This is a genomic window from Gloeobacter kilaueensis JS1, from assembly GCF_000484535.1.
Taxonomy (GTDB): Bacteria; Cyanobacteriota; Cyanobacteriia; order Gloeobacterales; family Gloeobacteraceae; genus Gloeobacter; species Gloeobacter kilaueensis.
The window spans coordinates 4,328,539-4,353,878 of the sequence record NC_022600.1; the positions used below are offsets into that span (position 1 = coordinate 4,328,539).

24 protein-coding genes are annotated in these 25,340 nt (G+C 61.0%); 12 read left to right on the plus strand and 12 right to left on the minus strand.

What is annotated here, in order from left to right; genetic code table 11:
* Window positions 1–12: 12 nt before the first annotated feature.
* The 4 genes from GKIL_RS20085 to GKIL_RS20105 all read right to left on the minus strand — a co-directional run bounded on the left by GKIL_RS20085 (window position 13) and on the right by GKIL_RS20105 (window position 4,768).
* Complete coding sequence (locus GKIL_RS20085; protein ID WP_023175702.1) at window positions 13–930, minus strand: histone deacetylase family protein; 918 nt, start codon at window positions 928–930, stop codon at window positions 13–15.
* Window positions 931–955: 25 nt separating this feature from the next.
* On the minus strand, window positions 956–2,074 hold the full coding sequence (locus tag GKIL_RS20090; protein WP_187293848.1) for a retroviral-like aspartic protease family protein: 1,119 nt from the start codon (window positions 2,072–2,074) through the stop codon (window positions 956–958).
* Between the two features lie 66 nt (window positions 2,075–2,140).
* Window positions 2,141–2,950, minus strand: a complete 810-nt coding sequence (locus GKIL_RS23055; protein WP_023175705.1) for a hypothetical protein — start codon at window positions 2,948–2,950, stop codon at window positions 2,141–2,143.
* An 84-nt stretch (window positions 2,951–3,034) separates the two neighbouring features.
* The gene (locus GKIL_RS20105) at window positions 3,035–4,768 is read right to left on the minus strand and encodes a tetratricopeptide repeat protein (RefSeq protein ID WP_023175706.1); all 1,734 of its coding nucleotides are present in this window, start codon (window positions 4,766–4,768) and stop codon (window positions 3,035–3,037) included.
* Between the two features lie 108 nt (window positions 4,769–4,876).
* Between GKIL_RS20105 and GKIL_RS20110 the strand changes: the two genes are divergently transcribed.
* On the plus strand, window positions 4,877–5,782 hold the full coding sequence (locus GKIL_RS20110) for an alpha/beta fold hydrolase (protein WP_023175708.1): 906 nt from the start codon (window positions 4,877–4,879) through the stop codon (window positions 5,780–5,782).
* On the opposite strand, the gene GKIL_RS20115 is transcribed toward GKIL_RS20110, so the two are convergent.
* The 5 genes from GKIL_RS20115 to GKIL_RS20135 form a co-directional block, all read right to left on the minus strand.
* Window positions 5,768–7,543 carry a ribonuclease J gene (locus tag GKIL_RS20115; protein ID WP_245595874.1) on the minus strand — a complete coding sequence of 592 codons (1,776 nt, stop codon included), beginning with the start codon at window positions 7,541–7,543 and terminating at the stop codon, window positions 5,768–5,770. The genes GKIL_RS20110 and GKIL_RS20115 overlap by 15 nt on opposite strands.
* Before the next feature lie 58 nt (window positions 7,544–7,601).
* Window positions 7,602–8,456, minus strand: a complete 855-nt coding sequence (gene dapA / locus GKIL_RS20120) for a 4-hydroxy-tetrahydrodipicolinate synthase (RefSeq protein ID WP_051382970.1) — start codon at window positions 8,454–8,456, stop codon at window positions 7,602–7,604.
* Between the two features lie 23 nt (window positions 8,457–8,479).
* On the minus strand, window positions 8,480–9,493 hold the full coding sequence (locus GKIL_RS20125; protein ID WP_023175712.1) for an aspartate-semialdehyde dehydrogenase: 1,014 nt from the start codon (window positions 9,491–9,493) through the stop codon (window positions 8,480–8,482).
* A 130-nt stretch (window positions 9,494–9,623) separates the two neighbouring features.
* Window positions 9,624–12,974 carry a response regulator gene (locus GKIL_RS23060; RefSeq protein WP_187293849.1) on the minus strand — a complete coding sequence of 1,117 codons (3,351 nt, stop codon included), beginning with the start codon at window positions 12,972–12,974 and terminating at the stop codon, window positions 9,624–9,626.
* Window positions 12,975–13,006: 32 nt separating this feature from the next.
* Entirely contained in the window at window positions 13,007–13,822 is an 816-nt protein-coding gene (locus GKIL_RS20135; protein ID WP_023175714.1) for a CheR family methyltransferase, read from the minus strand.
* Window positions 13,823–13,995: 173 nt separating this feature from the next.
* On the opposite strand from GKIL_RS20135, the gene GKIL_RS20140 reads away from it, so the two are divergent.
* A complete protein-coding gene (locus GKIL_RS20140) occupies window positions 13,996–14,373 on the plus strand; it encodes a hypothetical protein (protein WP_023175715.1) in 378 nt (125 codons plus the stop codon).
* A 40-nt stretch (window positions 14,374–14,413) separates the two neighbouring features.
* Complete coding sequence (gene rlmN, locus GKIL_RS20145; protein ID WP_023175716.1) at window positions 14,414–15,430, plus strand: dual-specificity RNA methyltransferase RlmN; 1,017 nt, start codon at window positions 14,414–14,416, stop codon at window positions 15,428–15,430.
* 28 nt (window positions 15,431–15,458) lie between these two features.
* Here the strand turns inward: rlmN and GKIL_RS20150 are convergent, their stop codons facing one another.
* Both GKIL_RS20150 and GKIL_RS20155 read right to left on the minus strand, forming a co-directional pair.
* Window positions 15,459–16,163 (minus strand): DUF2490 domain-containing protein, encoded by a 705-nt coding sequence (locus GKIL_RS20150; protein WP_023175717.1) that lies wholly within the window; start codon window positions 16,161–16,163, stop codon window positions 15,459–15,461.
* Between the two features lie 148 nt (window positions 16,164–16,311).
* Window positions 16,312–16,485: a DUF3285 domain-containing protein gene (locus tag GKIL_RS20155; protein ID WP_023175718.1), complete on the minus strand. Its 174-nt coding sequence runs from the start codon at window positions 16,483–16,485 to the stop codon at window positions 16,312–16,314.
* Between the two features lie 76 nt (window positions 16,486–16,561).
* Between GKIL_RS20155 and GKIL_RS20160 the strand changes: the two genes are divergently transcribed.
* The 5 genes from GKIL_RS20160 (at window position 16,562) to GKIL_RS25030 (ending at window position 20,271) form a co-directional block, all read left to right on the plus strand.
* Entirely contained in the window at window positions 16,562–18,013 is a 1,452-nt protein-coding gene (locus tag GKIL_RS20160; RefSeq protein ID WP_023175719.1) for a circularly permuted type 2 ATP-grasp protein, read from the plus strand.
* A gap of 39 nt (window positions 18,014–18,052) precedes the next feature.
* Window positions 18,053–18,523, plus strand: coding sequence for a hypothetical protein (locus tag GKIL_RS20165; protein ID WP_041245093.1), 471 nt, complete (start codon window positions 18,053–18,055; stop codon window positions 18,521–18,523).
* 285 nt (window positions 18,524–18,808) lie between these two features.
* Window positions 18,809–19,228 carry a helix-turn-helix domain-containing protein gene (locus GKIL_RS23925; protein WP_071824817.1) on the plus strand — a complete coding sequence of 140 codons (420 nt, stop codon included), beginning with the start codon at window positions 18,809–18,811 and terminating at the stop codon, window positions 19,226–19,228.
* 8 nt (window positions 19,229–19,236) lie between these two features.
* Window positions 19,237–19,857: a transposase gene (locus tag GKIL_RS20175; protein ID WP_245595941.1), complete on the plus strand. Its 621-nt coding sequence runs from the start codon at window positions 19,237–19,239 to the stop codon at window positions 19,855–19,857.
* 183 nt (window positions 19,858–20,040) lie between these two features.
* Complete coding sequence (locus GKIL_RS25030; RefSeq protein WP_144080435.1) at window positions 20,041–20,271, plus strand: hypothetical protein; 231 nt, start codon at window positions 20,041–20,043, stop codon at window positions 20,269–20,271.
* A gap of 8 nt (window positions 20,272–20,279) precedes the next feature.
* On the opposite strand, the gene GKIL_RS20180 is transcribed toward GKIL_RS25030, so the two are convergent.
* A complete protein-coding gene (locus tag GKIL_RS20180; RefSeq protein WP_023175725.1) occupies window positions 20,280–21,416 on the minus strand; it encodes an SMP-30/gluconolactonase/LRE family protein in 1,137 nt (378 codons plus the stop codon).
* 124 nt (window positions 21,417–21,540) lie between these two features.
* Between GKIL_RS20180 and glyS the strand changes: the two genes are divergently transcribed.
* The 4 genes from glyS to GKIL_RS20200 all read left to right on the plus strand — a co-directional run bounded on the left by glyS (window position 21,541) and on the right by GKIL_RS20200 (window position 25,285).
* On the plus strand, window positions 21,541–23,676 hold the full coding sequence (gene glyS, locus GKIL_RS20185; protein ID WP_023175726.1) for a glycine--tRNA ligase subunit beta: 2,136 nt from the start codon (window positions 21,541–21,543) through the stop codon (window positions 23,674–23,676).
* Window positions 23,677–23,699: 23 nt separating this feature from the next.
* Complete coding sequence (locus GKIL_RS20190) at window positions 23,700–23,948, plus strand: 2Fe-2S iron-sulfur cluster-binding protein (RefSeq protein WP_023175728.1); 249 nt, start codon at window positions 23,700–23,702, stop codon at window positions 23,946–23,948.
* Between the two features lie 93 nt (window positions 23,949–24,041).
* Window positions 24,042–24,761 (plus strand): response regulator transcription factor, encoded by a 720-nt coding sequence (locus tag GKIL_RS20195; protein WP_023175729.1) that lies wholly within the window; start codon window positions 24,042–24,044, stop codon window positions 24,759–24,761.
* 113 nt (window positions 24,762–24,874) lie between these two features.
* Entirely contained in the window at window positions 24,875–25,285 is a 411-nt protein-coding gene (locus GKIL_RS20200; protein ID WP_023175730.1) for a hypothetical protein, read from the plus strand.
* Window positions 25,286–25,340: the final 55 nt, after the last annotated feature.

Genomic DNA, 25,340 nt, shown 5'->3' on the forward strand with positions numbered 1-25,340 from the left:
TCGCGCTATAAATCAAATCGGTTGCAGACAGGCTTCGGTGACGGCGAGGACCGAGGCAGCGAGAGCGTCGAGGTCGTAGCCACCTTCGAGGCCGAAGAGCACCCGGCGGGTGTAGTTCAGGCACTGGCGGGCAAACTCGCCGTAGTCGCTCGCTTGTAGGCACATCTCAGCCAGCGGATCGGCGCTGTGGGCGTCGAAACCGGCGCTCACGATCAACAGTTGCGCCTCGAAGCGCTCCAGAAAGGGCCAGATCTGTTTTGTAAAGGCCCGCTGGTAGGTACTGCGATCAGAGCCGGCAGGAAGCGGTACGTTGAGCACGTTGCCGGAGCCGCCCGTTTCGCCCGTGTGGCCGGTGCCGGGATACTGGGGCGACTGGTGCAGCGAGACGTAGGCAAGGCGCGGTTCGGACCAGCACAGTTGCTGGGTGCCGTTGCCGTGGTGAACGTCCCAGTCGAGGACGGCGACCCGTTCGAGGTGGTGGACGCGCAGGGCGTAGTGGGCAGCGAGGGCGGCGTTGGAGAACAAGCAAAAACCCATCGCCCGGTCGCGCTCGGCGTGGTGGCCAGGCGGGCGGGCCAGAACCCAGGCCGGTTCGTTATTCGATAGAACTGCATCGACGCCATCGAGCCAGCCTCCGGCGGCAAGCAGAGCCACATCAAAACTGAGCGGGCTCACGATCGTGTCGGGGTCGAGGGCACCGCCGCCCTTTTTTGAAGCTGCCTCGACTGTCTTGATAAGGGAAGCGTCGTGGATCCAGCCCAGTTGCTCAGGGCTGGCGGCGCGGGGCTCGCGCCAGATCAGGCGCGACGAAAAAGGGGCCGCGCGCAGGTGCTCGACGACGGCAACGAGGCGCTCGGGCCGCTCCGGGTGCCAGGGGCCAGTGTCGTGTTCGAGGAAGCGCTCGGTATAGATGACGGGGAGAGTATTCAAGGCCAGCTCTCAGTTTGCCCCCATCCTACTGCCGCTCCAGTTCCAGTGTTCCTTCCGGCACGATGCCCAGGGGATTGGGCGGCGCAAAGCGCCAGTGCTGGCGGAAGTGATTGAGAAAATTCTGGCCCACCAGACCGTCGAGGCCCGTCTGATCCAGTAGCGGCGTCGCGAGCACGACCGCCTGCACGTTTGCCAGTGAAACCGGACCCAGGCTCAAACCCGGCAGGGTGACGAGCTGACCGCCCTGGCTGCCGCCAAAGCCCAGCAGATTGACTGTCCGCGATGGGGTGGTATCCAAAGCGAGCTGGCGGGCCAGATTTTTGGAGAGGAGGCTCACACCCGCCCCCGTATCGAGGGCAAAGCGAAAGGGACCGGCACCGGCGATCGTGACGGCGGCGGTGAGCAGCCCCGACTGGCCCGTAAGCGGGATCGCTCCTGCCGGAGGGGCACTCGGCCTGAGCAGCCGCAGTTCGGGTATGCGCGGGTCGATCACCATGTCGAAGGCGCTGATCGCGTTGAGGCCCAGGATTCCGGCTTTTTGACCGGGGATGTAAGCCAGGGGCAGACTGACCGCCATCAACTGCTGCAGGCGGGCAGTGCCGACGCCGAGCACCGGCAGATAATAGGCCGATGCCTCCACCCGGCCTGAGCGGCGCGAATGGCCGATCACCCCCTGGCTGAAGACTTCGCCGGGAATCGGGACAGGGGAACTGGGCAGGCGCAGTTGCCGGGCCAGAGCAGCCGAGATAATCGTGCTGTCCGCTCCGGTGTCGAGCAGAAAATCCTGTTTGCGACCGGCAATGGTCACCGCCACCGTGTAGACGCCGGTGGACTGGCTACGAAGCAACAATTTCCCGAGCGGTACGGTCGCTTCGCCTTCGCCGCTGCGCACAGGAAGCCTGACGCCGCTGGTCTGCAGAACGGCCAGGGTGCGCTCGTTGGCGTCGATGCGGCGCGCTCCCCGCTCGTCGAGGACGACGACGTTAAAAAAACACTGCTGGGAGGCGGCGCTCAGCGCTTCGCTCTTAGCCCGCTGCAGGTTGGGCAATTTTTTGACCAGGCACTGCTGGATCTGGGCAAAAAGCGCTGCGCCCAGATCGCTCTGCGCCCGTACCGGCGAATGGACACCGGCTAACGCGAACAAGACAGCCAGCAAACGGGGACAACGGGGGATTTTGTACCACATTGCCCCAGTTTACTGGAGCGGAGATTATGGGGTAGGCGACGGGGCCGGGGTCGTCTCGGTCGGGGCGGGGGTGGTCGGCGTCACCGTCGTCGAACGGGTGAAGCCACCGTCGGGGTTCTTGGTGACCGTCGTATCGATGGTGCCAGAATTGCCCTTCGGGCCGGTCACGGAGCTGTCGCGGGTGAAGCCGCCTTCCGGATTGCGGGTGAGGGTCGAATCGACCGTCGTCGTCTTGCCGTTCGGGCCGGTGATCGTCTTGTCTTTAGTAAAACTGCCGTCGGTGTTTTTGGTCACCGAGGAGTCCACCGTCGTCGTCTTGCCGTTCGGGCCCGTAAAGGTAGTGTCTTTGGTGTAGCCTGTGCCCTTGGTGTAGTCGGTCGTCGTCGTCTTGGTGCCGACGTTCTGACCGGCGCTGTTGGTGATCGTCGAGGTGCTCGTGCGGTCGAAGCCGTTGCCGTTGGAGGTGGTATTGGCGCTGCGGTTGACATCGTAGGTGTTGCCGCCGGGGCCAGTCACCGTACCGGTGGTCGTCCGGTTCACGCCCTCGCCCGGCGTGTAGCTGCGCGTCGTCGTGCCGTTGACGTCAAAGGTGTTGCCGCGCGGACCGGTGGCACTGCCGTCGGTGGTGCGGGTGATGCCTTCACCGGGGGTGTAGCTGCGGGTCGTCGTGCCGTTGAAGTTGCTGATGCCGCGCTGGCCAAAACCACCGCGATTGAAGCCTGCGCCGCCACGAAAACCTCCGCCGAAGCCGCCTCTACGGAACTGGGCCAGTGAGGGGTAGGCGGAAGCGACGACAAATACAAGAGCGAGCCCGAGAGGGAAAGCTTTGCGCATAAATCCTCTGCCTCCTGTGCGATACGCCTTTTTGGACTGGTCCGACCGGTTGCAGGTTCAGCTCTCCCCAAATTGGACGAAACCTCAGCTGCTTCTCGGCTCAAGATAGAGGCGCAGCAGGGCTTCGACGCGCCCGAGGGCTCCTTCGCCCAGCTTGGCCGCCTGCAGCGCCTGGTTAAAATCGTCCCCCAGCCGGGTGCGGAGCACGACGAGTAAACTTGCCGGCTGTCGCCAGTCGATTGAGCCCACCCGATCGAGGGTGAGCATCGCGATCGCCGCCTGGCCCACGGCGAGCAGGGGCCGATCGAGGTTGACGAGCGCCTCGGCCAGGGCGGCTCTGGCTGTTCCTTCCCACCAGAGATCCCCCAGGCCGCTCGCCAGCTGAAGGCTCTGCTCCAACAGCGGCAGCGCCTCCTCCGCCCGGTTCAAAAATAGCTGCAGCGCTCCGAGACCGGTGAGGGCGACCATCTCGGCGGGCCGCTCCTTTGCCTGGCGGCTCGCTTCCAGTCCCTGCTGCAGGTACGCTGCGGCCAGCTCGTAGCGCTCGGGGTCGAGCACCTCCTCGAACTGCAGCGCCAGACTGTAGGCGTTGCCGAGGTTGGCAAGGGCGTGGGCCTGGCCCGTCCGATCGCCCACCTGGCGGGCGTAGACCAGCGCCCGCTCGAACAGTTCGCTCGCCGCCGCAAACTCGCGCAACCGCAGCTGGGTGCTGCCCTGGTTAATTAAGTTGGCCACCCGCACGCGCGGGTCGCTCTCGCCCTCTAGAGCTTCGAGCGCCTCGCGGTGCAGCGCCAGCGAGCGCGGATAATCGCCCAGCAACCGGGCGGTGTAACCCAGCAAATTGAGCAGCTTCGCCTTTTCGATGGGCGTCGAGCCGAGGCGCAGCGGTTCGCCCATGTAGGTGAGGGCCGCCCGCAGGTACGGCCCGTCGAAGATGGCCAATAGCCCGCCGTAAAGGGGAAAGTACGGCTGGGAGGCAAAGGCGCGCAGGATCTGCAGGGCGTTTTGAAAGCTCGCCTCCGAGAGGGCGGACTGGCGGACCAGGGCCTGGGCAAAGTCGGCCCAAAAGATTGCAAAGGTGAGAAAGGTCGAAGCGAGGACGGCGACGCGGGAGGTGGCAGGCAGGTTCGGATAGCGCTGCTCGAAGGAGCGGACCAGATGGCGCTCGATGCGCCGCAGCAGAACCGTCAATTCAATCCAGCCCAGCGCGTCGAGCGATTCAGCCGCCAGAAAGTCCCTGGCGCTTTCGCCCCGGTCGAGGGCCTCTAGAAGCGTGCGGGCCGTACCAACAGGCAAAAGCGCCGCCCAACTGCCCCAGGGGCCAGTGCGGGTAAAACCGAGGGTGCTGTTGCCGGTGTAGAGCCAGTCGAGCAGATTTGCCTCGATCCGCAAGTAGACCGCCAGGCTCTGGCGCAGGCTCACGGCCAGCTCGACTGGCAGCCCTTCTCGCTTCTCAAGCAGGGCGGCGACTTTTTGCCACTCGTCGTCAGAAAGAGCGAGCCTGCCGTTCGGGTCCATGCCGTTCACCAGCAAAGCGGGCCACTCCTCCGTCCCGGCACTGGCCAGTTCGCGAATGAACTGCCTGAGCTGCAACTCGCGCTCGTTGGCCGACTGCAACTCCCGCCAGACACGGGCGATGAGCCTGAGCGTGCGCGCTGCACTCGATTCGCTCGGGGTCGTCGCCACAAGCCGCTCCAGAAAAATCTCGAACTCGGGAGCCATCTCGAAGAGGACCGGCTTGAGCAGATGGGCGATCGCCGCCGGCGAGCGGGCCGTGCGCGCCTGGGCAATGATGCGCTCAAAGTGTTCGTCTGACATCGGACTTCCTGCCGGGCATCGTTCATCCTATCGCCTGCAGGGGGCAGGTGACGGACGGGCCGCCCCTGGTACAATCAAGTGTAAATCTTTGTAAAGAAAGGGACCGGAATGCTCGCCGACCTCAAGCCGACTTCGACCGTAGAAAGCTTCTGGCAGTGGCGCGCTCACCGCATCTGCTACTGGCAGGCGGGACCGGGGGATACTGACGAGGCTCCGGTGGTTCTGCTGCACGGCTTCGGGGGCTGCGTCGGGCACTGGCGCAAGAATATTGGCGAGCTGGCTACAGGGCGGCGGGTCTACGCCCTCGACTGGCTGGGCTTTGGCGCTTCTGACAAGCCGGATGTGCGCTACAGCATCGATCTGTGGCAGGAACAGTTGATCGATTTTTGCGAGCAGGTGGTGGGCACACCGGCGGTCCTGGTCGGCAATTCGATCGGGGCGCTGGTGGCCCTCAGCACAACCGCCCATCGGCCCGAGCGCGTCGCGGCGACGGCCCTGCTCAACTGCGCCGGTGGGCTTACCCACCGCCCTGAAGAACTGCCGTTGCTGGTGCGGCCCATCATGGGAGCGATGCAGGTGGTGCTGCGCATTCCTGGCCTGGCGGAACGTTTCTTTGACTACGCCCGCTCAAAGCACAACATCCGCAACACGCTCCGCCAGGTCTACGGCAACGGCGAGGCGGTGAGCGACGAACTGGTGGAGATGCTCTACCGGCCCTCCACCGATCCCGGAGCGGCAAAGGTCTTTGTCTCGGTACTCACCGCCGAGGCCGGTCCCACCCCCGAGGAACTGCTGCCGCTGGTGCGCACGCCGCTCCTCATTCTCTGGGGCGAAAAAGACCCCTGGACGCCCATCGCCCGTGGCCGCACCTTCAGCGACTACGCTCCCCAGGCGCGCTTTGTCGCCCTGCCGGGGCTGGGCCACTGCCCCCACGACGAGGACGCGCTGCGGGTAAACGCGATCTTGAAGGAGTGGCTGGCGAGCATCGACTCTGGGGCCCTACGGGGCGAGTAGCGCCTCGGCCTCGCCGCGCACGGGCGGCAGGGATGGCAGGACAGCCGCTGAATCGACCTGGGGCGTCTGGAGGAGCACCTGGATGAGCGGGTAGCTCTGGAGCATCTCGCGGATCACCTGCTTGACGGTGCGCTCCAGTAACTGGCGAATCGCCATCCAGTCGTACTGCTCCGGCTCGCCCGCCTCCCCTGGCAGCCGAAATTCACCGAAGCGCTCCTGGGCACGCACCAGGGCGGTGCGGATCACATCTTCGAGGTTGCGCGTCTCAGCGGAGCGGGCGACGGCCTTGACGGCGATCTGGGGCCGGGCGGCAAAGGTGGCCTGGGGCGTGAGGGCAATGGCGACGGCGACAAAGCCATCTTCTGCCAGGCGCTGGCGCTCCTTGAGCACGTTGTCGTTGACCATCGAAGAGCGACTGGCATCGACCAGATCGATCCCGGCTGGAATCTTATCGACGATCCGGATCGCTTCGGGAGTGAGGCCGACCACATCGCCGTTCTCGGTAAGGACGATATTTTCAGCCGGCACCCCCATCTCCCGGGCAGTCTGGGCGTGGCGGCGGATCATCCGGTACTCGCCGTGGCAGGGGAAGAAAAAGCGGGGCCGGGTGAGGGCCAGCATCAGCTTTTGATCTTCGATCGCCCCGTGGCCGCTCACGTGAATACCGCGCTCCTTGCCGTAGATCACGTTCGCTCCGAGCTGCATCAGCCGATCGACGACGCGCACGACGCTTATCGTGTTGCCGGGGATCGGGTTGGCCGAGAAGATCACCGTGTCGCCGGTCTTGATCTTGACCTGGCGGTGCTCGCCCTTGGAGATGCGGGTGAGGGCTGACATCGGCTCACCCTGGGAGCCGGTGGTGAGCACCAGCACCTGCTCAGGAGGCAGGCCGTTCGTCACCGGCACCGGCTGGAGCAGCGATTCGGGAAAGTCGGCAAGCAGACCCAGGGATTTGGCCTTGGCGATCATGTTGAGCATCGAGTGGCCGACGACGCTCACAGTTCTGCCGGTCTTTTGAGCGATCTCAAGCAGCATGTTGATGCGGTGGACCGACGAGGCGAAGGTGGTGACGATCACCCGGCCCGGCGCTTCTTTGATGTAGCGCTCAAGATTCGGGTAGACCGAGCGCTCGGAGGGCGTAAAACCCGGTACCTCGGCGTTGGTCGAGTCGCTGATTAAACACAGCACGCCCTTCTCGCCGTGCTCGGCGAGCTTTTGATAGTCGAACTTGCGGCCATCCACCGGCGTGTGGTCGAACTTGAAGTCGCCGGTGTGGATCACGACGCCCACCGGGGTGTGGATGGCGAGGGTATACGAATCGGCGATCGAGTGGGTGTTCTGCAGGTACTCGACTAAAAAGTACTTGCCGACGCGCACGGTGCTGCGGGGACCGACGCTGACAAGTTCGGTGCGGTTTAAGAGTTCCGCTTCTTTGAGCTTGTCACCGAGGAGCGCCAGGGCCAGGCGCGGTCCGTAGATCACCGGGATGCGCAGGCGCTGGAGGTGATAAGGGATGCCGCCGATGTGGTCCTCGTGGCCGTGGGTGACGACCATGCCCATCACCTTGTCCTGGTTTTCGATGAGCCAGTCGATGTTGGGCAGCACGAGATTGACGCCGTGCATCTCCTCGGTCGGAAACGAGAGACCACCGTCGAGGAGCATGATCTCGTCGTTGTACTGAAAGATCCAGGTGTTCTTGCCAATTTCGCCCAGACCGCCCAGGGGAATGATCTTCAGGGGAGAGGTTGTGTGTGTGTTCAAGTTTTCAGCCATGAGGCATCCTGTAGAGTTGTGTAGAGATTTGCGAAGACCGTTGTGCCTAATCGAGCAGTTGCAACTGGCGCAACAGAGTTTCTAGTCGTTCGCGCAGCGAGTCGCTGCCGGTGGTCAAAGGCAGACGTAGAGCCGAGACATCCCAGCCGCGCAAAGAAAGGGCGAGTTTGACCGGGATCGGATTGGTGTCCCAAAAAAGACCGCGAAACAGAGGAAAAAGCTGCAGGTGCGTGCGGACCGCTTCGGCGGTGCGGCCCTCTTCAAAGGCGCGGATCATCCGTTGGATGGCTTCACCGGCGATGTGGGAGGCGATGCTGACCACGCCGGTGGCACCGACGGCGAGCATCGGCAGCGTCAGCGAGTCGTCGCCGCTGTAGATGACAAAGTCGAGCGGGGTGCGCAGGCGGACCTCGCTCACCTGATCGAGCGAACCGCTCGCCTCTTTGATGGCGACGATATTATCGACGGCGGCCAGGCGGGCGACGGTCTCGGGGGCGAGGTTGACGCCGGTGCGGCCAGGAATGTTGTAGAGGATGACCGGCAATTCGGTCGCGGCGGCGATGGCCCTGAAGTGGGCGTAAAGCCCTTCTTGATTGGGCTTGTTGTAGTAGGGGCAGACCTGCAGTGAGCCGTCGAGGCCGAGGCTCGCCGCCTTGCGCGTCGCGTCGATCGCCTCGTGGGTCGAGTTGGAGCCGGTGCCGGCGACGACCTTGCCCCGGCCCGCCACCGCCTGCTGGACGACTTTAAAGAGTTCGTACTCTTCTTGCCAGCTTAAAGTCGGCGACTCGCCGGTGGTGCCGCAGACGACGAGGGTATCGCTGCCGTGGGTGACCAGATAATCGGCCAGTTTTTCGGTGAGGGCGTAGTTGACGTTGCCTTCGCCGTCGAAGGGGGTGATCATCGCCGTCAGAACCCTGCCAAAGCTCACAGCCCACCTCCTGCGAGCGCTTCGGCGATCTGTACGGCGTTGAGGGCCGCTCCCTTGCGCAGCTGATCGCCGCTCAACCAGAGATCGAGGGCGTGGTCGCAGGAGAGATCCTGGCGGATGCGGCCCACCAGCACCGGGTCTTTGCCGCTCGCCTCGATGGGCATCGGGAAGTGGTTGCGCTGCCAGTCTTCGACCAGGTGGACGCCGGGCGCTGCGCTTAAAGCCGCAAGCGCCTCCTCGAGCGCAAAAGGTTCAGCAAATTCGATGTTGACCGCCTCGGAGTGGGCGCGCAGCACCGGTACCCGCACGCAGGTGACGGCAATGCGCAAAGTATCGTCGTGGAAGATGCGCCGCGTCTCGTAGATGAGCTTGCGCTCTTCGGCGCAGTAGTGGTCCGCGCCGATCGCCGAGTCGTGGGGGAAAAGATTGAAGGCGATCGGATGGGGAAAGACTTCGCAGGTGAACTCTTCGTCCGCGAGAATCTGGCGCGACTGGCGCAACAGTTCGCTCATGCCCGCCGCCCCCGCTCCGGAGGCCGCCTGGTAGGTCGAGACGACCACCCGCCGGATCGCATGGCGGCGGTGCAGGGGCCAGAGGGCCACCACCAGCAAGATCGTCGAGCAGTTGGGATTGGCGACGATCCCGGCGTGGTGCTTGAGGTCGGCCAGATTGACCTCAGGAACGACCAGGGGCACATCCGGGTCGAGGCGAAAGGCGCTGGAATTGTCGATGAAGACCGCCCCCGCCTCGACGATCGTCCGGGCATACTGGCGCGAAAGGTCCGCTTCGGTTGCCCCAAGCACGATGTCAATGTCTTTGATCGCCCCTGGCGTCAGCGGCTCCACCGGCACCGCTTCGCCTGCGAACGCAATCTGCCTGCCGACGGAGCGCTCGGAGGCAAGCAGTTTGAGACTGGCGAGGGGAAAGCGGCGTTGCTCCAGCAGATGAACCATCTCGGTGCCGACTGCCCCGGTAGCCCCGAGAACAGCGACACGATATGTGTCAGTCAATCGTCCTCCTTAGCGGGTGTGTTCGTAAGATTTTCCAAAAAATGATCTGTATACCTGGGCGGTTTATCTTTTGTTTCATAAGCTTACTCCTATTCTAAGCGCGTCGGCCCGCGACTCGCCAGCCGGGTTCTTACTCGGAGGCTGCCATCGCGTCGAGGCGTCGCTTTAAAGTCTCGTCGAGCAACGCCAGCAATTCGTCGATGCTCTGGGCCCCTTTTTTGAGAATCTGCTCGGTCTGCTGGGCAAGCAGGGTCCGGCGCTGCTCGTCGGTGAGGTCCATCGCACTCAGGATGATCACCGGCAGGTGCTTGCCCCCCGGCAGGCTTCTGAGGCGGCTGAGCACCTCGAAGCCATCCATCTGGGGCATCATCAGATCGAGGATGACCAGCTGGGGAACGTGATTTTCGAGGTAGTCGAGGGCTTCGGGACCGGAGGCGGCGAGTACTACCCGGTAGCCCTCGTCGCGCAAGCAGGCGGCCAGGTACTCGCGGTTGTCGGCGATGTCATCGACCACCAGGATCGCTTCGCCCTCCGGCTGCACGCGGCGGCTTCTAAGAACCGCCAGCAGGCTCTCCTGGCCGACGGGCCGGGTGAGAAAGTCCGCAAGTCCCAGCGGAATCGCCAGGCCCTGCTCGCCCACGACGCTCTGCAGCAAGATTGGCGTGCTCATCGTCGCCGGGTCGGTGCGCAGCTCGAAGAGCACCTTCCACAGATCCATACTCGGTAGAGCCGGATCGAGGACGATCGCGTCGGGTTGCTCGATGCGGGCGATCTGAATCCCTTCGATGCTGTCGGGAGCAAACAACAGCCGATAGGGCCGCTCGGCGAGGCGGGTGGCAATCAGTTGCTGCACCTGCAGGTCGTCCTCGATGATCAGCACCTTGGGCGGGCTGGTTCTGGGCGGGCGCGATGCCGCTGGGGGCGGTCCATCCGGCAGGCGGACGGTGAAAGTGCTGCCTTCGCCGACAACGCTTGCCAGTTCGATCTGACCGCCCATCAAGTTGACTAGGCGCTTGCAGATGGCAAGTCCCAGTCCGGTGCCCGCCTGGCGCACCGCCGCCCCTTCGAGGCGGCTGAATTCGTCGAAGACCTTGCCCTGCTGCTCAGCGGCGATGCCGATACCGGTGTCGCGCACGACGATCTCGAAGTGGCGGTCCGGCAGTTCGCGGACCCGGACACTGACCTCGCCCCGCTCGGTGTACTTGAAGGCGTTGCTGAGCAGGTTGGTGACGATCGTGCGCAGTTGCTGGGGATCGGTGCGCACCGCCTGCAGGCTGGGGGAGACGGCGATCGCTACTTTGAGGTTCTTTTGTACCGCCAGGCTTTCGAGGGAGGCGTAGATTTCGCGAATAAAAGCTTCGAGAGCAACCGGCTGGTACTGCAGTTCGATCTTGCCCGCCTTGATCTTGGCCAGATCCAGAATGTCGTTGACCAGCCGCAGTTGAATCCGGCCATTTTGATAGATGCGCTCCAGCTGCAGCATCAGTTGCGGCTGGTCTTTGAGCAGGCTGTTGCGCATCAAAAGTTGCGAGAAGCCGAGGATGGCGTTAAGGGGCGTGCGCAACTCGTGGCTCATCGAGGCGAGAAAAGCGTTCTTTTGACGGTCGGCTTCGAGCAACTCGCGATTTTGTTCTTCGATCTGCAGGCGCTGCTGCTCGATTTCTTCGTTGACCGCCTCCAGTTCGTTGCGCTGCATCTCCAGCTCTTCGTTGGTAATCTTGAGCGTCGAATTGAGCTCTTCCAGCTCCCGCGCCTGCTCGGCAAGGCGGGCTTCGCGCTCGCGCTCGACGGTGACATCGCGAAAGACCGTGACGACACCGTAAACCACACCCCGCTCGTCTTTGAGTGGCGAGGCGCTCACCGACACCAGAAGCGGCGTCATCCCCGCCACCCGCAGCATCAGATCGGAGCGGATCGTCGAACCGAAGCGGACCGCCCGCTGGACAGGCAACTCCTCGGCTGTGAGTTTCTCGCCCCCGGCGCTCAGCAACTCGATGCGCTTTTGCCAGCCACTATCGATCGGCTCGTCGGGCTTGAGGCCCAGAATGCGGCGACCAGCCGGGTTGATCACAAGCGGGTCGCCGGTTGAATCGGTGATCGCAACACCGTCGGACATCTGCTCAAAGGTCGCTGCCAGCCGGGCACGGGTCTCCTCGATCGCCCGCACGCTGCGGCTGTTGAGCAGGGCAATCGCCAGGCGGCCCGCAACGCTCCCCAGCAAATTGCGCGCCTGGGGTGTGAGGGGATCGAGGCCGGCAAGAAAAAGCACACCCACCAGCTGCTGGTTGCTGATGAGCGGCCACGCTGACAGGCTGCGCAGGGGCAGAGCACCCGCCGGTGTATTGAGTGCCAGTGGTTCCTCGCTGCCAGGCCGCTCGACGAACACCGGCTCGCGCCTGGAAGCGGCAAGGCCAATCATTCCCTCGCCCGGCTGCAGGCGCAAAGCGGGACTGTCGAGGCCACGCCCCACCTGCAGCACCAGTTGCCCGTCCTCGACAAGGTAGAGCGCGCCCAATTGCGAGTCGGTCAGCTCGCCCAGACCGGCGAGCAACCGCTCACCCAATCGCCCCAGTTCGATCTCTTCGACCAGGATCAAGTCGAGCTGTCTGAGGCCATCGAGGATGTCGCGCTCGCGCAGCGCCAGATTTTGTCTACCCAGCCGTTCGGCCATCTGGTTGAAGGTGCCCGCCAGCACAGCCAGTTCGTCTTTGCCTTGCAGCGCCTCCGCCGGGACGCGAGCAGCAAAGTTGCCCTCGCCCAGAGCCAGGGCCGTCTGCTCCAGCGCCGCCAGCGGTTCGCGCAGCTCGCGGGTAAGCCGCCAGGCAACCGTCCCGCCCACCACACCGGCAATTGCCAGAAGCCCGAAGCTCAACAGTTCGATGCGCCCCTGCCGCTCGCCAATCTGCGCCTCGATGCGCTGAAAAAGAATAGTGTTTTGCTGCTGGAGGCTTGCGACGGCTGAGCGCACGCGGTCAAACCGCAGCTTGCCCTGGCGATTGCGCACCGCGTCGAGCGCCGATTCTGCCTGGCCCTGACGGACCGGCTCCAGAATATTGGAGCGGACATAATCGTACCAGTCCTCCGCCGCCTGCTCGACCGCATCGAGGCGCATGAGCAGCTGCTTGCGCATCGCCTCGTCGTCGAAGCGGGTCGTAAGCGGCACAATCAGTTGCCGCGTCGATTCGAGAGAATGCAGGTACTCAGCCCGCCCTTCGTAAAAGGGTCTGAGAAAAACTTCATCGCGGGCAATCACATAACCGCGTATTCCTGTCTCCTGGTTGGTCATGCCCTCGAGAATCGAACCAAGCTGAATACTCAGCTCTCGGCTCTGGCGGTAGGACTGCTTGAGATCGCCGATTTGAGAAACAATCAACAACTGGCCAATCCCGGAGACGATCAAAACGATACCGAGCAGAATGCCGAGGGTAATCAGCAACCGCCTGACGATCGAGGTCTGCTTGCCCGTTTTGCTTCGAGACAACACTTAGAGAACTCGCGGGATAACGTCTCTCACTAAATTTCTACCTTCCGGTAGATGCAACGAGAAACAGGGTGCAACCCCAGGCTCTGGGGACGAGCAATCCATTCAGAACGCCCTATAAATAGTATGCCCCCAATTGGCAGCGATTGGCTGAGGCGGCGGAGCAGACGGACCTGGGCGGTGCCGTTGAGATAGATAAGCAGGTTGCGGCACAAAATCAGATCCCAGCGCCCGTGAATGGTGCGCCGAAACAGATCCTCGCAGCGAAAGGTGGCTGTCTGTCTGAGGCGTTCATCGAGGCAAAAGCGGCCCTGATCGAGCCAGCGCATGTAGGGCAGCAAAGACGACGAGAGCGGTTCGTTGCGGCTGATTAGATATTCTGCTTTCTGGGCCTGGTCGATTGCCTCCTTGCTGCAATCGCTTCCCAGCAGATGACTGCCCTCCAGACGCCCAATCCGATCGAGGCAAATGGCAAGGGAATACAGTTCCTGACCACCGGCGCAGCCCACCGACCACGCCCGCAGGGGAGCGCTACCTGTCTTGAGATCGGTTTCAAGAGCCTGCCAGCAGACCGGATCGCGAAAGAAGCTGCTGACAGAAATGGTCAGGCTCTGCAACAAGCGCTCCAGGTTCTGGGGATGCTTTTGTAAAAACTGCCGATAATCGCTCCAGCGCTCAAAACCTGCCACCTCGCGCCGGATCGCAAGGCGGCGCTCCAACTGGTGCAATTTGAAGGCAAATAGATCGACGGGGGAGATACCGGCCAACCAGTAGACAAAGCACTCCCAATCTCGATCGCTGAAGTCCGCGTCCTGCCGGCCACTGTCTGCGCTGACAAGCGTTATCACTACAATTCTCCTTAAACTCGTTTCCTCACCCATCCTTAAATTAATGTTAACGGAAGGGCTGACGGCTGCCTACCCCGGCTGTCCTGATCCGCTGTGGTACGATGCGGCCAGCATTGGGGCAAAGAAGGCGAGGATGAAACAGCGTACCGTCCGGCGCGGTGGAGACAATTGACGTGAGCGCCCCCTGGTGGCCTTTTCTGGTGCTCGTTCCAGCGGCTGGGCTGTACTTCTACTTCAAGCTCACCGTCAAAGACCTCGCCTCGGGCGAGAACTGGCTGGCCCTGGTCAAAGATGGATTGGCCTCGGGCAGTGCCTTCGTGCTTGTGGGTGTGACTTTTTTCTTTGCCTACCGGGAGGGTCTGGGGCACTGGCTGGGGCTGATTCTCGTTCTCTGGAGCCTCACCTACTGGGCCTCAGCTTTGATCAGCTACCAGAATCTGCAGACGATTCGAGGCGGCGGGCGGGTCGATTCGCCCTTCAAGCGCCGTGCCCAGGCAACAACGCGCACCAACCGGCAACAGCGCCGCACCGGTGGCAGACGCCGTCCGTAGCGATCTTCTATGATCGAGCTGACAAAGTTTTTTTATCTATATGGTCACTCCCTTGCTCGGCCAGGACGCCGAAGCTCTCAGGCTCTGGGTCGAATCCGAGGGCCAGCCCGCCTACCGGGCCCAGCAACTGCACCGCTGGCTCTATCAGCGCGGCCTGCGCTCGCTCATGGAGGTAACCGACTGGCCAAAGCCGTGGCGCGAAAAGCTCCAGGACGTGCCGGTGGGCCGCTCGCACCTTTTGCGCGAGAGCATCGCCCCCGACGGCACGATCAAGTTTTTACTGGTTGCCGCCGACAACGAGGCGATCGAGACCGTCGGCATTCCGGGGCCGGGGCGGCTCACCGTCTGCGTCTCCTCCCAGGTAGGCTGCCCGATGGCCTGCTGCTTCTGTGCCACGGGCAAATCTGGCTTCGCCCGCGACCTGGGCGTTCACGAGATCGTCGATCAGGTGCTCACCGTCCAGGAGCGCTTCGAGCAACGGGTGAGCCACGTCGTCTTTATGGGCATGGGAGAACCCCTTTTGAATCTGGATGCAGTCGTGCGCTCACTCACGGTACTCAACCGCGACATCGGCATCGGCCAGCGCCAGATGACGATCTCGACGGTCGGCGTGCCGGGCAGGATCGCTGAACTGGCGACTTATAAGCTTCAAGCCACCCTGGCAGTCAGCCTGCACGCCCCCAATCAAGAGCTGCGCGCCCAGCTCATCCCCACCGCCCGGCGCTATCCGCTCGACCAGTTGATTGCCGACTGCCGCAACTACGTCCAGAGTACCGGCAGACGATTGAGCTTTGAGTACACGCTGCTTTCTGGTGTCAACGACGAGCTGAAGCACGCCCGGCAACTGGCCGGTCTGTTGCGCGGCTTTCAGGCCCACGTCAATCTCATCCCCTACAACCCGATCGAAGGCGGTGAATTTGCGCGTCCCGACAATGAGCGGGTGCAGCGCTTTGCCCAGGAACTCGCCCGCCACAAACTTGTCGCCAGCGTGCGCCGCACCCGAGGGCTGGAGGAGTCGGCTGCCTGCGGCCAGCTGCGACGGCAGCAGGTTCCGTGAGCGGCGGGCCGAAGGAGCCACCCGCCCGTCAGCGGCCTGCCAGGTCGTAGGTGAAGTACAGCAACAAGTCGTGGTCGAACTGGTCCGCCCTGGGAGCAGGGCGGTTGTTGAAGTTGCCCTGGTAGCCGATTTCGACGCTGAGTTCGGGGGTGAGCTTGTGGATGATCGAGGCGATGACCCGGTTCTGCTCGTAGCCGCCCACCGGCGCATTGCGGGGGGTATTGAGGTTCCAGAACAACTCGTCGCTGAGGTTCGCCAGCCACCGCCGCTCGGCGTCGAGGGGATGCTGAAACTGCAGGCGGTAGCGCACCCTGAGCGAGACGTCCGACGCCCCTTCGAACCAGCGCTCCTCCACCCGGATCCGCTGGCCGATACTGAGCCGCTCCACCGGGAAAGTATAGATGTAATCCTGAAATAACCGGGTCTCCACCTGGATGTCGTTGCCCTGGGTGGGCCAGGTGAAGAAGTGAGCCCACCCCAGGTTCACCGAGAAGCGGTCGCTTACCCCCAGGGTGACGAAGGGACGCACCAGGAACTGCCGCTCCTCCCGCGAACCGTTGCGCAGGCGGTTTTCCACCTCCACTCCCCAGCGGTGGGGCGTTCCTGCGAAGCGCCCCCGCAACCCAAAGCGCGTCCAGGTCTGAAAGTCCTCCACCAGCCCCGGCTGGACCTGGGCCTGCGCCGGCAGTGCCGCCAGAGCCACCCCAACCATCGTCAACCACAGCCACCGCATACACCGCATCTCCCCAGGAATACCGGCGTTGAGTGTAGGAGAGGGAGCGGTCCCAGGATTGTAGCTGCGCGAACACATGAGAGAAATCTCATGCTTCTCGAAACCCTCCCGGCAACTGTCGGCCCTGGCTCTACGAACGGGGTGGTGCTCAGCCGCGAAAGAGGACGCTCAAGAGAACAAAAAGCGCGATCACCAGGGCGAAGGTGAGGGCAAAGTGCTTGAGGGAGGTGCCCCGCTTGCGCACCATGTTGCGCATCGCCAGCTTGACGTAGCCGGGAGCGGGTTGTTCGGGTGGGGTTGCCGGTTGCGATTCGGTGGACATGGCCTTGTTGCTGTTTGCCCTGAAAGAAGCGAGGGTTTTTAATAGACTCGCAAACCCTACGCTTCCAAGGTAGTTCATGCTCGAATCGGGAACAATGCTGGAGCGCTACGCTCCCGGCGACTACTACGACGAGATGTTTGGCGAACCGGGCCGACCGCGCGAGCACTACCGGGTGCTGGCCGAATCGCTGGAGCGCTTTGGAGCGGAGGAGTTAGAAAATCGTGCCCGCCTGGCGCGCATCGCCTTTCTCAATCGCGGCATCACCTTCGCTGTCTACGGCTCCGACGAAGGCACCGAGAAAATTTTTCCCTTCGATCTCATCCCGCGCATTATTCCAAATAGCGAATGGCAGGTGCTGGAGCGCGGTCTCAAGCAGCGGCTCTACGCCCTCAACCTGTTTTTAAAAGACCTCTACAACGATCAGAAGATCCTCCGCGACAAGGTGGTGCCCCGGCACCTCGTCGAGAGCGCCAGCCAGTTTCGGCCCCAGTTTATGGGCATGAAGGTGCCCAGGGACGCCTACGTTCAAATTTGTGGCACCGACTTGATCCGCGACCGCAACGGCGAGTACCGCGTGCTCGAAGACAACCTGCGTGTACCCTCCGGCGTCTCCTACGTGCTCGAAAATCGCCGGATCATGAAGCAGGTCTTTCCGCTCATCTTCGCCAACCACCCGGTCCAGCCAGTGCTCGACTATCCGCTGCGCCTGCTGCAGACCCTGCGGGGCGTCTCTCCCCGCCCGGACCCGACCGTGGCCGTGCTCACCCCCGGCGTCTACAACTCGGCCTACTTCGAGCACGCCTTTCTCGCCCTGCAGATGGGGGTAGAACTGGTGGAGGGCCGGGATCTGGTGGTCGAAAACGACCGCGTCTTTGCCAAAACCATCGAAGGATTGCAACCGATCGATGTGCTCTACCGCCGCATCGACGACGACTTTCTCGATCCGGAGGTCTTTCGCAAAGATTCGGTTCTGGGCGTACCGGGCCTGATGCGCGCCTACCGGGCCGGTAACGTCGTACTTGCCAATACCGTCGGCACCGGCGTCGCCGACGATAAGGTGATTTACAAGTTCGTGCCCGAGATCATCCGCTACTACCTGGGCGAAGACGCCATCCTCAAAAACGTCGATACCTATCTGGCCGAGGAGCCCTCCGAGTGCGCCTTCATCCTCGAACACATAGAGGAACTGGTGGTCAAGGAGGCCGACAACTCCGGCGGCTACGGAATGCTCATCGGTCCAAAGGCCACCCAGGCCGAAGTGGCAGAATTCCGCGACCGCGTGCGCGCCAACCCGCGCAATTACCTGGCCCAGCCGGTAGTCAAGTTCTCCCGCCACCCCACCTATTCAGAAGAAACCCACGGCCTCTACGGCTGCCACATCGATTTGCGGCCCTACATTCTCAATAGCGGCGAGGACGTCTGGGTACTGCCCGGCGGCCTCACCCGCGTCGCCCTCCGTCCCGGCTCCCTCGTCGTCAATTCCAGCCAGGGTGGCGGTTCCAAAGATACCTGGGTACTTGGAGAGTGATTGGAGGCTATAACAGAGGTGAATGTCGTGGTATTTAAGATGGAAAAAAGTGATGTAATTGCCCAAAGGCAACCGGACATTATTGTCTACGATCCCGAAGAAAACGAAGTTCTTGTAGTTGAAGTGCGCTTGAAAATTCCTCAGGATATTCTTGCACTCAAGCGAGGAATCGAGCATTACATTAGAAGCGCTCGGTACACAAACAGGGCAGCAGCGCCGTTTGCAATGCTTATAGATACCAAGGTTGTTCAAGTTATGAAATGGCAGACAGACAACCTTTCAGAGCCGATCCTGGAACTAAATTCCGATGAAATTTTTAGTTACTATGATTCGGATTTCGGAAGTAAGAGAATATTTGAATATTACCTTACAGCCCTAGCTGAAAGCTGGTTGAGAGACTTTTCATTTCACTGGAAACATCAACAACCGCCCAAAGAAGAGGAGCTGTCCAAAATTGGGTTGCTTCCCTTGCTTGAAAACTCTTGGGCGAAGTCAATAGAAGACAAATGAGATGTACACTTTATATCGAGACAAATTTTTTAATGTCGATAGCGACTGGAAGGGATAGTGCTTCTAAGGAACTTCTCGGGGAAATACCAACCGATTTGAAAGTCGCAATTCCATCTGTATGCTGCATGGAGAGCTTGTCGGCGTTTGAAGACGAGAAAAAGAGGTCAAACAAGTTCAGAGGCACTCTAGATAATCAAATAGCTCAGCTAAGTCGAGACCTCTCATCTAAGTAGGCGGAGGTTGAAATACAGCATATGATACAAGTGCTGCCTCTGCCAACTAACCATGCCCTATCATCGCATCTACCTGACACCCCAGGAAGAAGACGACCTCCAAAAACTCAGCGACGACCTCACCGTTCCTCAGCGTGTACGCCAACGTGCTCAAACCGTACGGCTGAGTATGCATGGCATGACTGCACCTCAAATTGCTGCCTACCTCGGTTGTGCCCCATCTACAGTGCGCACTACCTTCCGCCGTTGGTGGGACCACGGCCTGCAGGGATTGTTCGAGGCTAAGGGTCGTGGTGCCAGACCGAAACTCGCAGCGGAAGACTTTGAGTTTCTCAGACAACAGATGCAGCAACACCCAAAAGCCTACAATGCGAGACACTTGGCTACTCTGCTTCAGCAGCGGGGGGTGCAAGTGCATCCAGACTATCTCAGGCAGGTTCTCAAAAAAAAAGATTCAGTTGGCAAAGAATAAGGCACAGCATTGTCAAACGCCAAAACCCAGAGCATAAGCAGAGCAAATCGAACGACCTGGAAACTCTAAAACTGGCTGAGCAAGAAGGTTTGGTGCATATCAAATATCTTGACGAGTCGGGTTTTAGCCTACCAAGTGTGATTGGCTATACCTGGGCAGAAGTCGGTAAGCAAAAACGGATCGAGCAGCCAAATCGTCGAGGCAAACGCATCAGTGTGCTTGGGATATATGCTCCGGGAGAAGCCTTCAACTATGGTGTGAGTTTGGGAAGCATAAAAAACGATGTGTATATCGAGTTAATGGATTGGGAAGCGAAAAGAGCCGCCGAAAGACTGGCAGAGACTGGTCAAATAACAGTGATAGTGCAAGATAATTATTCAGTGCATAAACATTGGCGGGTGAAAGAGCGATGGCCAGTATGGGAGAGGCAAGGGTTGTACGTGTTCTTTCTGCCAGTATGTTGCCCAGAGATGAATCGCATAGAGGAGGAATGGCACCAGGTAAAAGCTCACCATATGAAGTGTCGTAGCTTCGAGATGGAGTATGAACTTGCGGAAGCAGTGATTGAGGCCATAGATGAGCGATATCTGGGCAAGGGGTTGCAGTGTGAACGTTATCTGTTTAATTGACTCCGTCTACTTAGTAATGCGGAGGCTCTACTTGCTCAATTACAGCAGGCAAGACAGTTTACTGAGAAACTCCTGAACGACACTCAACTTCGTCTATTTGATGCACTTGAAAGTATTGCTTACTCTGTCGAGATTATTCATCTAGAGTCCTTGCCTCTCATTCAAAGCTTGAAGTCCCTGAGTATGCAAGAGCCAATTATAAAAGATCCGACGGACAATCTTATTTTGCATACTATTACTGCCCACGCCATCCGAAATGGCTCTGGAGCAAAAGCTTTTGTAAGTGGAAATACGAAAGACTTTGGCTCTCAGGATGTTAAAAACTTTTTAAGCGCTAATGGAAATATCCAATATTTTGCTGAAGTTAGCAATTTTCTTGGCTGGTACAACGCTGGCTGCCCTGGAAGTAAGTAGATGAAGGGCTATGTTCCGGAATGACTTGAAAGACGCACACGGGCGATGCCATTTTCGGCGGTCGTACCCAGATAGAGAAAGGGCGGAGCCGGTAGGACGGTGCTCAAATGGTTGAGGCGGCCAGTCGGATCTTGCAGGCTCTCGCGGATCTGGCCCTGGGCGTCGAGGCGCAGTACGAGGCCGTAGCCTTTTTCGTTGCCGCGCACCCAACTCGCGGGCAGTTTGGCCAGGAGATTTTTGAGGGCAGGCTGGGGAGCGAGGTTGTCGATGTTGGCGTTGCGCGGTTCGCTAATCGCCAGCCAGTAACCGGTGCGGTCGCGAGAGAGCCCTGCGGGAAAGCCCGGCAGGTTCTGGATGAAAGCGTCGCTCGTTCCTGCTTTTGGACCGGCAAGCCAGTAGCGGATGATCTGGTAGTGCGTCGCCTCGCTTATCAGCACTGCACGTTCGTCCAGGCTAAGAACAGTCCCAGCAGGAAAGGCAAGATGTTCGAGCAAGACCCGCACGGTGTTTGTCCTCGGATCGTAGACAAGTAAGCGCCCGGAGGGCCGGGCTTCTAAAAGTTCCAGATACGGATCGAAGCTGGGGGGATGGTCGCTCTGCTCGCAAAAATAGATGCGGCCATCGCGGGCAATCGCGAGGCTGCTGACCCGATTGAGGGAGCGATTCCCGGCGCGGTCGGTGAGGATCTGTACGTTGCTGGAAGGATCGATAGCCAGCAATCCCCGGCGCGCATCGGCGACGATCAATCTTCCCTGTCTATCGAAAGCGAGGCCCAGGGGCTGCCCTCCAGTTCGGGCAAAAGGTTCGATGCGTTTGTGATCGTTTGCTTCGACGACGATCCGGTAGATCTGCCCGTCTGCGGTGCCGCTGTAGAGTTGTCCCTGGGCATCGACGGCGAGCGCGGCTGGAGCCGGGAAGTTGCCGATGAGGTCCGCGCCCATCAGGCGGCCATTTTGAGCGAGGGGACCGACGTTTGCCGGTCTGGGCGGCGGGTTCCAGGCCAGTGACCGAATTGGGGAAGGGGCAAGCCAGAGATAGCCGCCCGCCACAGCCAGGCCCAGGGCCAGTAAAGCGATGAGCCATCCCCAGGGAAGCCGTGACTTCGAGCGCTGTCTGCGGCGCAACTTAGGAGGCGGGGATGACACGAATTCCTTACCTTGCTTGCGGTAGCCAGGATCGTAGCTTGAATAGAGGCCATCCTTCGCCGTCCAGTCTTCCAGGGCTGGACTTGCCCCTGCGGTAGACTGGGAAAGCTTTTAAGAGACTTTCATGGCTACGTTTTTGCTCGAAATCGGCACCGAAGAGTTGCCCGCCAGTTTCGTTCCCTCAGCTCTCACTCAACTGAGGAGCCTGGTGGACAGGGCACTCGCAGAAGCCGGACTGACAGCAGAACACCTCAGTACTTATGGCACGCCCCGGCGACTGGCGGTGCGGGTGGACGGTTTGCCCGCGTTCCAGCCCGACCGCGAAGAAGAATTAAAAGGGCCGCCTGCGCGGGTCGCCTTTGGTGCAGACGGGCAGCCGACACCCCAGGGCGAGGGTTTTGCCCGCAAGGCCGGGGTGGCGATAGAAGCGCTGCAGGTGCGTCCTACCGAAAAGGGCGATGTCGTCTTCGCCGTGCGCAAGGTAGCGGGAAGGCCGACGGCAGCAGTGCTCGCCGAGCAGATTCCCGGCTGGATCGGCAGCATCGAAGGACCACGGCTGATGCGCTGGAGCGATGGGGATCTGCGCTTCTCGCGGCCAATCCGCTGGCTGGTGGCTTTGTTAGACGAAGAAGTGCTACCGGCCCAGATCGAAGGGGTGCCAGCGGGACGCACCAGCTACGGGCATCGGGTGCTCCACCCGGCGGGCAGGGTCGAGATTGAGGCGGCCACCGATTATCCAGCGGTACTGGAGGCTGCCTATGTCCTGGCCGATCCGGTGGAGCGCCGCTCAGAAATCGTCAAGCAGCTCGATAGAAAAGCCCGCGAACTAGGGGCAGTAGTGGAGGTACCGGAGGACTTGCTAGCGGAAGTGGTTCATCTGGTGGAGTGGCCGACGGCGGTGGTGGGTGCCTTCGAGGAGGAATTTTTGAACCTGCCGGTGGCGGTGATCAAGACCGAGATGATCGCCCATCAGCGCTACTTTCCACTGCACAAGCCGCAAGATCCTGAAGCCCTTTTGCCGCGCTTTATCACGATCAGCAACGGCGATCCGCGCTACGCAGAACTGATCAGCAAGGGCAATGGCCGGGTGATTCGCGCCCGCCTCGCCGACGGTCGCTTCTTCTTTGAGGAGGATCGCAAGCGACCGCTCGAAGCATTTTTGGGCAAGCTGGAGGCGGTAACTTTTCAAGAAAACCTCGGCTCGGTGGGAGACCGCGTCCGCCGCGTCGAGACAATCGCCGACTGGCTGTGTGGCCATCTCGGGCTCGATGGCGAGCAGAGTGCATTGGTAGCCCGCACCGCCCACCTGTGCAAGGCGGATCTGGCAACCCAGATGGTCTACGAATTTCCAGAACTGCAGGGGCTCATCGGTCGCGACTACGCCCGCCTCGACGGCGAGGATCCGCTCGTGAGCGCAGGAATTGCCGAGCACTACCAGCCGCGCAACATCGACGACGAGCTGCCCAAAACCCTCACCGGCAGGGTAGTGGGGTTGGCGGACCGCTTCGAGTTGCTGGTGGGCATCTTTGGCCTGGGCCTGCTTCCTACCGGTTCTTCGGACCCCTTTGCCCTCAGGCGGGCGGCGCTCACGGTCGTGCGCGTCGGCTGGGACACGGGCTTTGAGCTGGATCTGGTCCAGGCGCTGGAAGTGACAATTGCCCTTTTTGAGGGCAAGCACCTGTTACAGCAACCGCCTGCTCTGGTGCTCGATCAGTTGACCGACTGGTTTGCCCAGCGCCTGCACGGCCTGCTCGTCGATCAGGGCGGCCTCGATTACGATCTGGTCCTCGCCGTTTTGGGCAACAACGATCCGGCTTATACCCGGCGGGCTCTCGTCAACCTGCGTGCCCTGCGCCTGCGCCTCGATGCCCTACTTGCTGCCCGCGAGGACGGCAAGCTCGCCCAGATCTACGAGACGGCGGTGCGCGTCGCCCGCCTGGCAGACAAATTCAAGTTCAGCGACCTCAGCCTCGATCGCTTCGATCTGACCCTCGTCGCTCACCCAGCTGAACAGGCGCTGCAGTGTACAACTGAGGAATTCGCCCGGCTATGTGAGGTGGCAGAAAAACAAGAGGACTACACCGCGATCCTGGCCGCCCTCACCCGCCTCACTCCGGTAGTCAGTCAGTTTTTTGACGATGTTCTGGTCATGGTTCCCGACGAAAAGTTGCGCACCAATCGCCTGTTGCTGCTGGCAGTCATCCATAACAACGTCCGGCGCTTCTTCGACGTCCTGCAGATTGTCTTGCCGGGAGGATAATGAGTCTATCCAGAGAGTGGGCTATGGGCGAAGAATCCACAATCGAGGTCCGCTTTTTGCCCGACGATGTAACGGTCACTGCCCGTAGCGGCGAACTGCTGCTCGACTGTGCTACCCGCGCCGGGATCAAGATTCCGACCGGCTGCTTGATGGGCTCCTGCCACGCCTGCGAAGTCGAGATCGCTGGCCAGGGGCCGGTCTGCTCCTGTATCACCGCCCTGCGCTGCGAACAGGACATAACCGTACATATCTATAGCGATCCGCTCTGGTAGTCAGCGAGACATCGAGATTCGCCTGAACAATCGCAAACTGGGCCATAGCATACTATAGAATCACTCTGCACCGAGGCTGGATGGGGTTGAAAGATGAATGCTGCGAAAATTCTTGTTGTCGATGACGAACTGAGCATCCGGACGCTGGTGAGGCGGACGCTGGAGCAGGAGGGTCACCGAGTCGAGACCGCCGAGAACGGCGAGAAGGCTCTGCGCCTGTTTGAATCGTTTGTGCCTGAATTGGTGGTGCTCGATGTGATGCTGCCCGACATCAAAGGCTACGAACTGTGTCGGCGGCTGCGCAGCCAATCGAACGTCTATATCCTGATGCTAACGGCCTGCGACGAAGAATCTGACAAGATCCAGGGTTTTACCCAGGGTGCGGACGATTACCTGACCAAACCGTTCAGTGTCAAAGAACTGGCGTTTCGGGTCTCAGCTATTCTCAAGCGCCAGCGCACCGTCGGCGGTACGGGCGGTGTCGTGCTGCGCTACCCCCACATCCAGCTCGATCCGGTGCGCCGAGAAGTTCACATTGGCCGCGATCCTGTCGATCTGACCGCCCTCGAATTCGATCTGCTCTATCTGCTGGCGCGCGATCCGGGCCGGGTCTGGCGGCGGGGCGATCTTATCCGCGAAGTCTGGGGCTACAGCTATGTCGGCGACGAGCGGGTGGTCGATGTGCATATTGGCCAGATTCGCAAAAAACTCGGCAACGACGCCGCCGATGAGCCCCTGTTCGTCAAGACTGTGCGCGGCGTCGGCTATAAATTCGAGGACATCGGCGCTCAAGAGTCGCAGTTTGCCTCCTGAAGACGTAGGATTTTAGCGTTTGGTAGCCGCTTATACCTGAATTGTCGGCATACCCTGTTTATTGTGAGGGACATGCCCGATAGCGACGTTTCCTTCCCTACCAGTGAGGCTGCATGGCTCGAAAGCGCAATCGCTCGTTGAACCGCGTCGAAGTCAATTGCCCATTTTGTACAAGCCGTCTCTGGCGCGGCTGTGGTCAAAAGCATTTTATTTTTTCCAGTAACGCCGAGCAGACCCGCGAATTAACCGGGCTGACGCGCAAAAAGGCGGTCCTGCTGCACAGTCACACCGCCACCTGGGTCGATCGCAGCCGCTGGATCGAATCGTTTTTCTGTACCGACCACGGCCAGGTCTGGATCATCTGCACCCGCAACAGCGACGGCCAGGTGACAGGTGAAACCGCTCCTCCCCGGCTGTGGCAGCAGACGACCGGCACCCTCGATCCGAGCCGGCCCAACCCTTCGGTCAGCGAATTCACCTACCGCATGAGCCGCCGCACGAGCGTGCAGAGTCGTTCTGACTAGGCTTGTCACAGCCTGAGACCGGGCCAACAATAGAAGGGAGCACCCATCTGCGCCC